The sequence below is a fragment of the Enterobacter sp. CGMCC 5087 genome, from assembly GCF_003144775.1.
Taxonomy (GTDB): domain Bacteria; phylum Pseudomonadota; class Gammaproteobacteria; order Enterobacterales; family Enterobacteriaceae; genus Enterobacter; species Enterobacter cloacae_M.
Genome location: NZ_QFXN01000032.1, coordinates 1 through 5,252, shown reverse-complemented (window position 1 = coordinate 5,252; position 5,252 = coordinate 1). Strand labels below are relative to the sequence as shown.

The window sequence follows — 5,252 nt, the reverse complement described above, 5'->3', positions numbered from 1 at the left end:
GCGTTCCCGGCGGTGATGACGCCCGCCTGCGGCGCGATCAGGCGCGTCCAGCCGAGGCTTTCGCGGGCATTTCGCCACGCGGCCTCGCTGCTTTTTAAGCGCGCGCGGGCGACAAGCCAGTCCGCACGCGCGCTGTCGAGCTGCGTGCGGGCTATTGCACCCGTTGGCATGAGCTTTTGCATTCGACTGACGTTAAGCGCGGCGACCTGCGCCGAGGCTTTAGCACCTTCATAGTCGGCCGCCGCGCCGTCGAGCTGGTTTTTCCCGGTTGTATTGTCAAGCGTGGCCAGCAGCTGTCCGGCAGTGACCCGGTCGCCAATATCAACGCTGCGCGTCAGTATCCGGCCCCCGGTCCGAAAGCTCAGGGTCGTTTCATCGCGGGCATGGATCTCACCGGTTCTTTCCAGCGCGGGAAGGGTCTGGGCGGTGCCAACGACGACGTAGCGTACCGCTCGTGCAGGGGCGGGCTTATTTTCGTGTTTATCACCGCAGCCGGTCAGCGGAAAAATCGCCAGCGCAAGCAGGGCCAGGGGAAGAAAATGCAGCCAGGAAAGGGTGCGCGCCACGCCGTACAAATGATGCAGGCAGTGGCGGAGGGAGAGAAAGAATTCGTCTGACATAACGCCGCTCCATAAAGGGAATGGCGTTATTAAATGCGCGCTACGTCGAGAAAGATTCGACGTTCTGTCAAGGCTTTATCAAGAGTGAAGATTTTCATTACCGGACGGATGCCAGGGCAATAAAATGCGCACGGCGAGGCCGCCGGTTTCCGGCAGTGACGCGCTAATCTCACCCCCATGCGCCTCGCAAATCGCCCGGGCGATGGACAAACCGAGGCCGCTGCCGCCGGAATGCCGCGCGCGGGACTGCTCCTCGCGGCTAAAGCGTTTAAACATTTCCGGTAAGAACTGGTGCGAGACGCCCGGCCCGTCATCGGTAAATTCGAGGGTGTAATGCCCGCTGGCGTAGTGCAGCGCCACCTCAAGGTGGCCGCCATCGCGCCCGTAACGTAGCGCATTTTCCATGAGGATGGTAACGACCTGTCCAAGACGGAACGCATCGCCTCTGAAGGGGCTGGTGCGCGGGTTGCGAAGCGTTATCCGAAAATGATGCGCGTCAGCCTCGGGCATGATCCAGGCAGCCCGCTCCTGAATCAGCTCATCGAGGCAAAACGGCTGGTCCTCCAGCACGAGGTTACCCGCGTCGGCAAGCGAGAGAAGGTGAAGCTCATCGGTGAGGCGGTTGAGGTGCTGGAGCTGTTTCATCACCATGCCGAGCTGCGCCGGGCTGGCGTCAAACACGCCGTCTAACATGCCCTGCAGACGCCCGATGGCGGCCGTCAGGGGCGAGCGCAGCTCGTACGCCATCGCGACGTGCGAGGCGCGGAGCTCTTTTTCATAGCGGGCGAGCTGCCCCGTCATGGAGTTAAAGTCGGTAGCAAAGCTGACCATTTCCGCCGGCGCATCCTCGATCAGTTCCGCCTGGCGGCCAAACTGCCCGTCGGCGACATCCTTTGCCGCATCGCGAAGGCGGCTGAACTGCAGCGCCAGCGGCCGGGCGTGTTTGAGCCCCATCACCACGATAAACGGGATCATCACCAGCACCAGCAGGGCCACCGTGGCCCAGTCGGCTGAGGCGATAGACGGCGTGGAATAGCTCAGGCCCCACCAGGTGTCCACAATCGAGTGGAAGCGGGCCGGATTGGCCTGCGGGTTCTGACTGAGCGTCAGAAACTCCTGGCGGACCGCCGCTGGCATTTTGCCCATTATCCAGTAGTTCTGAACCGCATAGCGCAGCCACATGCAGGTGGCAATGACGATCACGCTGCCGATAGCCAGCGCCAGGATGCGCGCGCAAATCCAGCGCCACAGAGAGGAGTGCTGATTTTTAATCATGGCTGTCTGAACCTGTAACCCACGCCGCGAACGTTGATCAGCACGCCGGAGATCCCCGCCGCTTCCAGTTTTTTACGCAGGTTATAAATGTGGGTATCCACCACGCGCTCCAGCGCCTCGCTTTCCGGCAAACAGTGCTCCAGTAAATACTGGCGGGAGAACGGGTGCGCCGGAGAACGCAGCAGCGTTGCCAGAAGCGAGAATTCCGTTGGCGTAAGATCGAGCATCACGGGCGCGTCGCCGCCGTTATCCACGCTCGCCACAATGGCGGCCACGTCCACCTCCAGCGTTTGCCAGCGAAGGATTGCTTCGTCCGTCTCTTTTTTACTGCTGCGCCGCAGCACCGCCTGTACCCGAGCCACCACTTCGCCCGGATGATAGGGCTTCACAACGTAATCATCGGCACCGTATCGCAGGGCGCCAATGCGGTCAGGGGTATCCCCCATGGCCGTGACCATGATCACCGGCACATCGCTTTTACGACGCAGGCCAGCCAGCACCTCGGTGCCGTTAAGCCCCGGCAGCATCACGTCCAGCAGAATGAGGTCGGGCTTCCACCGCTGCGCCATATCCAGCCCGGAATGACCGTCTCCGGTAATGGTCACGTCGTAATTTTCCCGCCGTAAATAGGCTTCGAGCACGCCGGCCGCATCGGCGTCATCTTCAATAATCAGCACTCTTCTGGACAACATCCGTTCACCTTGACCATTTCTTAACACTATCCCGACGATTCATTGATTCACCCAAATCATACTGCGCCAACGTTGTGTGGCCGCCCCCGTATCAGGAGGCGCCAGCGTCCGTATGGAGAGCAGTATGATAGCGATAAAAAAAGTCCTGTATATGTCCGTCCCGCTTCTGATGGCCGTGGCTTCCGGCGCGCAGGCGGATGATGGCACCGCGTCCGATTCCCTCACCGTCGGGCTTGGGGGGCAGTATGCCCCGCGTTACTCAGGCTCAGACAAGCAGGTGTGGCAGGTGGTTCCGGTGCTGCAGGGACGCAAAGGCGCTTTCTTTATTGATGCGCAAAAAGGGGTGGGATATGACATGCAAAACAACAGCGGCTGGTATTTCGAACACACGCTGGGCTACGACTTCGGAAGGGCTGATAAAAATTCTGGCTGGCGTGAGGGGGCAAACAATCTGAAAGGGATGGGAGACATTGATGCCACCCTGAATACCGGCCTTGCCGTCGGCTGGCAGGCCGCGCCATGGCTGAGTATGGAAGGCAAAGCGACGCTGCCGTTAACGGACAGCCAGGGGGCAAGCTATCAGGCTTCCATTACGCTGATCCCCGTACAAAATAACCAGGACACGGTCGCCTTTCAGTCTGCGGCCCTGTTTGGCGACAGCCGTTATCTGAATACCTGGTATGGGGTAAGCGAGCAGCAGAGCCGACGCACCGGCTATCGCCGCTATTCAGCGCCGGGTGGATTTTATGGCGTCGACACCAGCCTGACCTGGAGCCATCAGTTCGATGCTCACTGGGGAACTGTCCTCAGCGCGGACTATACCTGGCTTGGCGACCATGCCAATGAAAGCCCGATCGTGATGCGGCGCAATGAGGGGTCTGCAACCGCCGCTATCACCTGGACATTTTAAATTCGCAGAGCACGATGTGAGCGAGGGGGTGAGAGGATTACTTCTTCTTATCCATCATCGCTTTTAAATCGGCAAACGGGTTAAACGTGGCGACGCCCACGTCTTTTTGCGCGTCTTCCCCGGCCACCACGGTGGTGCCGTACTGATCCGCTTCGGTGTATTTCGAATGCTCGTGGTCGTGGCAAAACAGGCACAGCAGCTCCCAGTTGCTGCCATCTTCCGGGTTGTTGGTATGGTCGTGATCGATATGGTGAACCGTGAGTTCACGCAGATTGGAATAGACAAACTCGCGCGAGCAGCGTCCGCAGACCCAGGGATAGATTTTTAATGCTTTTTCGCGATAGCCGCTTTCCAGCCGCGCGTAGTTTTTGGGGATCAAAGCCATTGCCGGTTTTACCTGCCATGAAAAGAGAGGGGAAGATTATATCGCATTATGGAGCGTAATGACGAACCACGCTATTCAGTCAATTTATTTGATGCTTTCCGTTAAATAAACGCCATTTATTCTCCCCCGGTAATGCGTAAAGTAGGTGCAACGCAAAGCATTCTCAGGACACATGGTTATGAAAAAGATCGGGTTTTTATCCTTTGGTCACTGGACGCCTTCTCCGCAGTCCGGCACGCGCTCGGCGGCAGACACGCTGCTGCAGTCCATCGATTTAGCCGTGGCGGCTGAAGAGCTGGGGGCAGACGGCGCGTATTTCCGCGTGCACCACTTTGCCCGACAGCTTAGCTCGCCGTTCCCTCTGCTGGCGGCAATAGGCGCAAAAACGAAAACCATCGAAATCGGGACCGGCGTGATTGATATGCGCTATGAAAATCCGATGTACATGGCTGAAGATGCGGGGGCTGCGGATCTGATTTCCGGCGGTCGTTTGCAGCTTGGCATCAGCCGCGGCTCGCCGGAGCAGGTCATTGATGGCTGGCGCCATTTCGGCTATGTCCCGCAGGAAGGAGAAGACGAATCGGATATGGCGCGCCGTCATACCGAGGTGCTGCTTGAGGTGCTGCGCGGTGAAGGGTTTGCAAAACCTAACCCACAGCCTATGTTCCCGAATCCGCCGGGGCTGCTGCGCCTGGAGCCGTATTCTGAAGGGCTGCGCGAGCGTATCTGGTGGGGCGCCGGTTCCAATGCGACGGCGGTATGGGCCGCAAAGCTGGGAATGAACCTGCAAAGTTCAACCCTGAAGGACGATGAAACCGGCGAGCCGTTCCATATTCAGCAGGCAAAACAGATCCGCGCGTACCGTCAGGCCTGGAAAGAGGCAGGGCATTCTCGACAGCCGCGGGTGTCGGTCAGCCGCAGCATTTTTGCACTAATGGACGATCGCGACCGGATGTATTTCGGTGCCAGCCGCAACGACAGCGATAGCGTGGGCTATCTTGATGAGAAAACGCGCGCGATCTTCGGGCGCAGCTATGCGGCGGAGCCGGACAAGCTGATTGAACAGCTGAAAAAGGACGACGCGATTGCTGAAGCCGATACGTTATTACTGACCGTGCCGAACCAGCTCGGTGTGGATTACAATACGCACGTGATTGAATCTATTCTCAAACACGTCGCACCGGCAATGGGCTGGCGCGAGTAGTCGTTCCGCTATCAGCCGTGAGATCGTAATGGAAAATCTGGCCCTCTGGTATCGCCGTTTTGGCGAGCCAGAAACCGTTCTGCAACCTGAAACCGCGCCGCTGGGGGCGCTTGCGCCGGGTCATCTTCGCGTGCAAATGCTGTTTTCTCCGGTGAACGCATCCGAT

Annotated in this window: 6 protein-coding genes; 2 read left to right on the top strand and 4 right to left on the bottom strand. The window is 58.8% G+C overall.

The genetic code is table 11. The features are described 5' to 3' along the window. The 3 genes from DEO48_RS02930 to DEO48_RS02920 all read right to left on the bottom strand — a co-directional run. Nucleotides 1–620: efflux RND transporter periplasmic adaptor subunit (locus DEO48_RS02930; RefSeq protein ID WP_146198230.1), on the bottom strand; the 620-nt coding region annotated here is incomplete at its 3' end. Nucleotides 621–698: 78 nt separating this feature from the next. Beyond that, nucleotides 699–1,895 (bottom strand): cell wall metabolism sensor histidine kinase WalK, encoded by a 1,197-nt coding sequence (locus tag DEO48_RS02925; RefSeq protein WP_109844322.1) that lies wholly within the window; start codon nucleotides 1,893–1,895, stop codon nucleotides 699–701. After that, nucleotides 1,892–2,587 (bottom strand): response regulator, encoded by a 696-nt coding sequence (locus DEO48_RS02920; protein WP_029739347.1) that lies wholly within the window; start codon nucleotides 2,585–2,587, stop codon nucleotides 1,892–1,894. The genes DEO48_RS02925 and DEO48_RS02920 overlap by 4 nt, the downstream gene beginning before the upstream one ends. Nucleotides 2,588–2,711: 124 nt before the next feature. Here DEO48_RS02920 and DEO48_RS02915 point away from each other — a divergent pair, with 124 nt between their 5' ends. Next, nucleotides 2,712–3,497 carry a MipA/OmpV family protein gene (locus tag DEO48_RS02915; protein ID WP_109844321.1) on the top strand — a complete coding sequence of 262 codons (786 nt, stop codon included), beginning with the start codon at nucleotides 2,712–2,714 and terminating at the stop codon, nucleotides 3,495–3,497. 37 nt (nucleotides 3,498–3,534) lie between these two features. On the opposite strand, the gene yajD is transcribed toward DEO48_RS02915, so the two are convergent. After that, a complete protein-coding gene (gene yajD, locus DEO48_RS02910; RefSeq protein WP_003857471.1) occupies nucleotides 3,535–3,882 on the bottom strand; it encodes an HNH nuclease YajD in 348 nt (115 codons plus the stop codon). 178 nt (nucleotides 3,883–4,060) lie between these two features. Between yajD and DEO48_RS02905 the strand changes: the two genes are divergently transcribed. Beyond that, on the top strand, nucleotides 4,061–5,086 hold the full coding sequence (locus tag DEO48_RS02905; RefSeq protein ID WP_109844320.1) for an LLM class flavin-dependent oxidoreductase: 1,026 nt from the start codon (nucleotides 4,061–4,063) through the stop codon (nucleotides 5,084–5,086). Nucleotides 5,087–5,252: the final 166 nt, after the last annotated feature.

Excerpts from the sequence above, each read along its gene's own strand:
- DEO48_RS02925 (WP_109844322.1), bottom strand. The coding sequence starts at position 1,895 with ATGATTAAAAATCAGCACTCCTCTCTGTGGCGCTGGATTTGCGCGCGC.
- DEO48_RS02920 (WP_029739347.1), bottom strand. The coding sequence starts at position 2,587 with ATGTTGTCCAGAAGAGTGCTGATTATTGAAGATGACGCCGATGCGGCC.
- DEO48_RS02915 (WP_109844321.1), top strand. The coding sequence starts at position 2,712 with ATGATAGCGATAAAAAAAGTCCTGTATATGTCCGTCCCGCTTCTGATG.
- yajD (WP_003857471.1), bottom strand. The coding sequence starts at position 3,882 with ATGGCTTTGATCCCCAAAAACTACGCGCGGCTGGAAAGCGGCTATCGC.
- DEO48_RS02905 (WP_109844320.1), top strand. The coding sequence starts at position 4,061 with ATGAAAAAGATCGGGTTTTTATCCTTTGGTCACTGGACGCCTTCTCCG.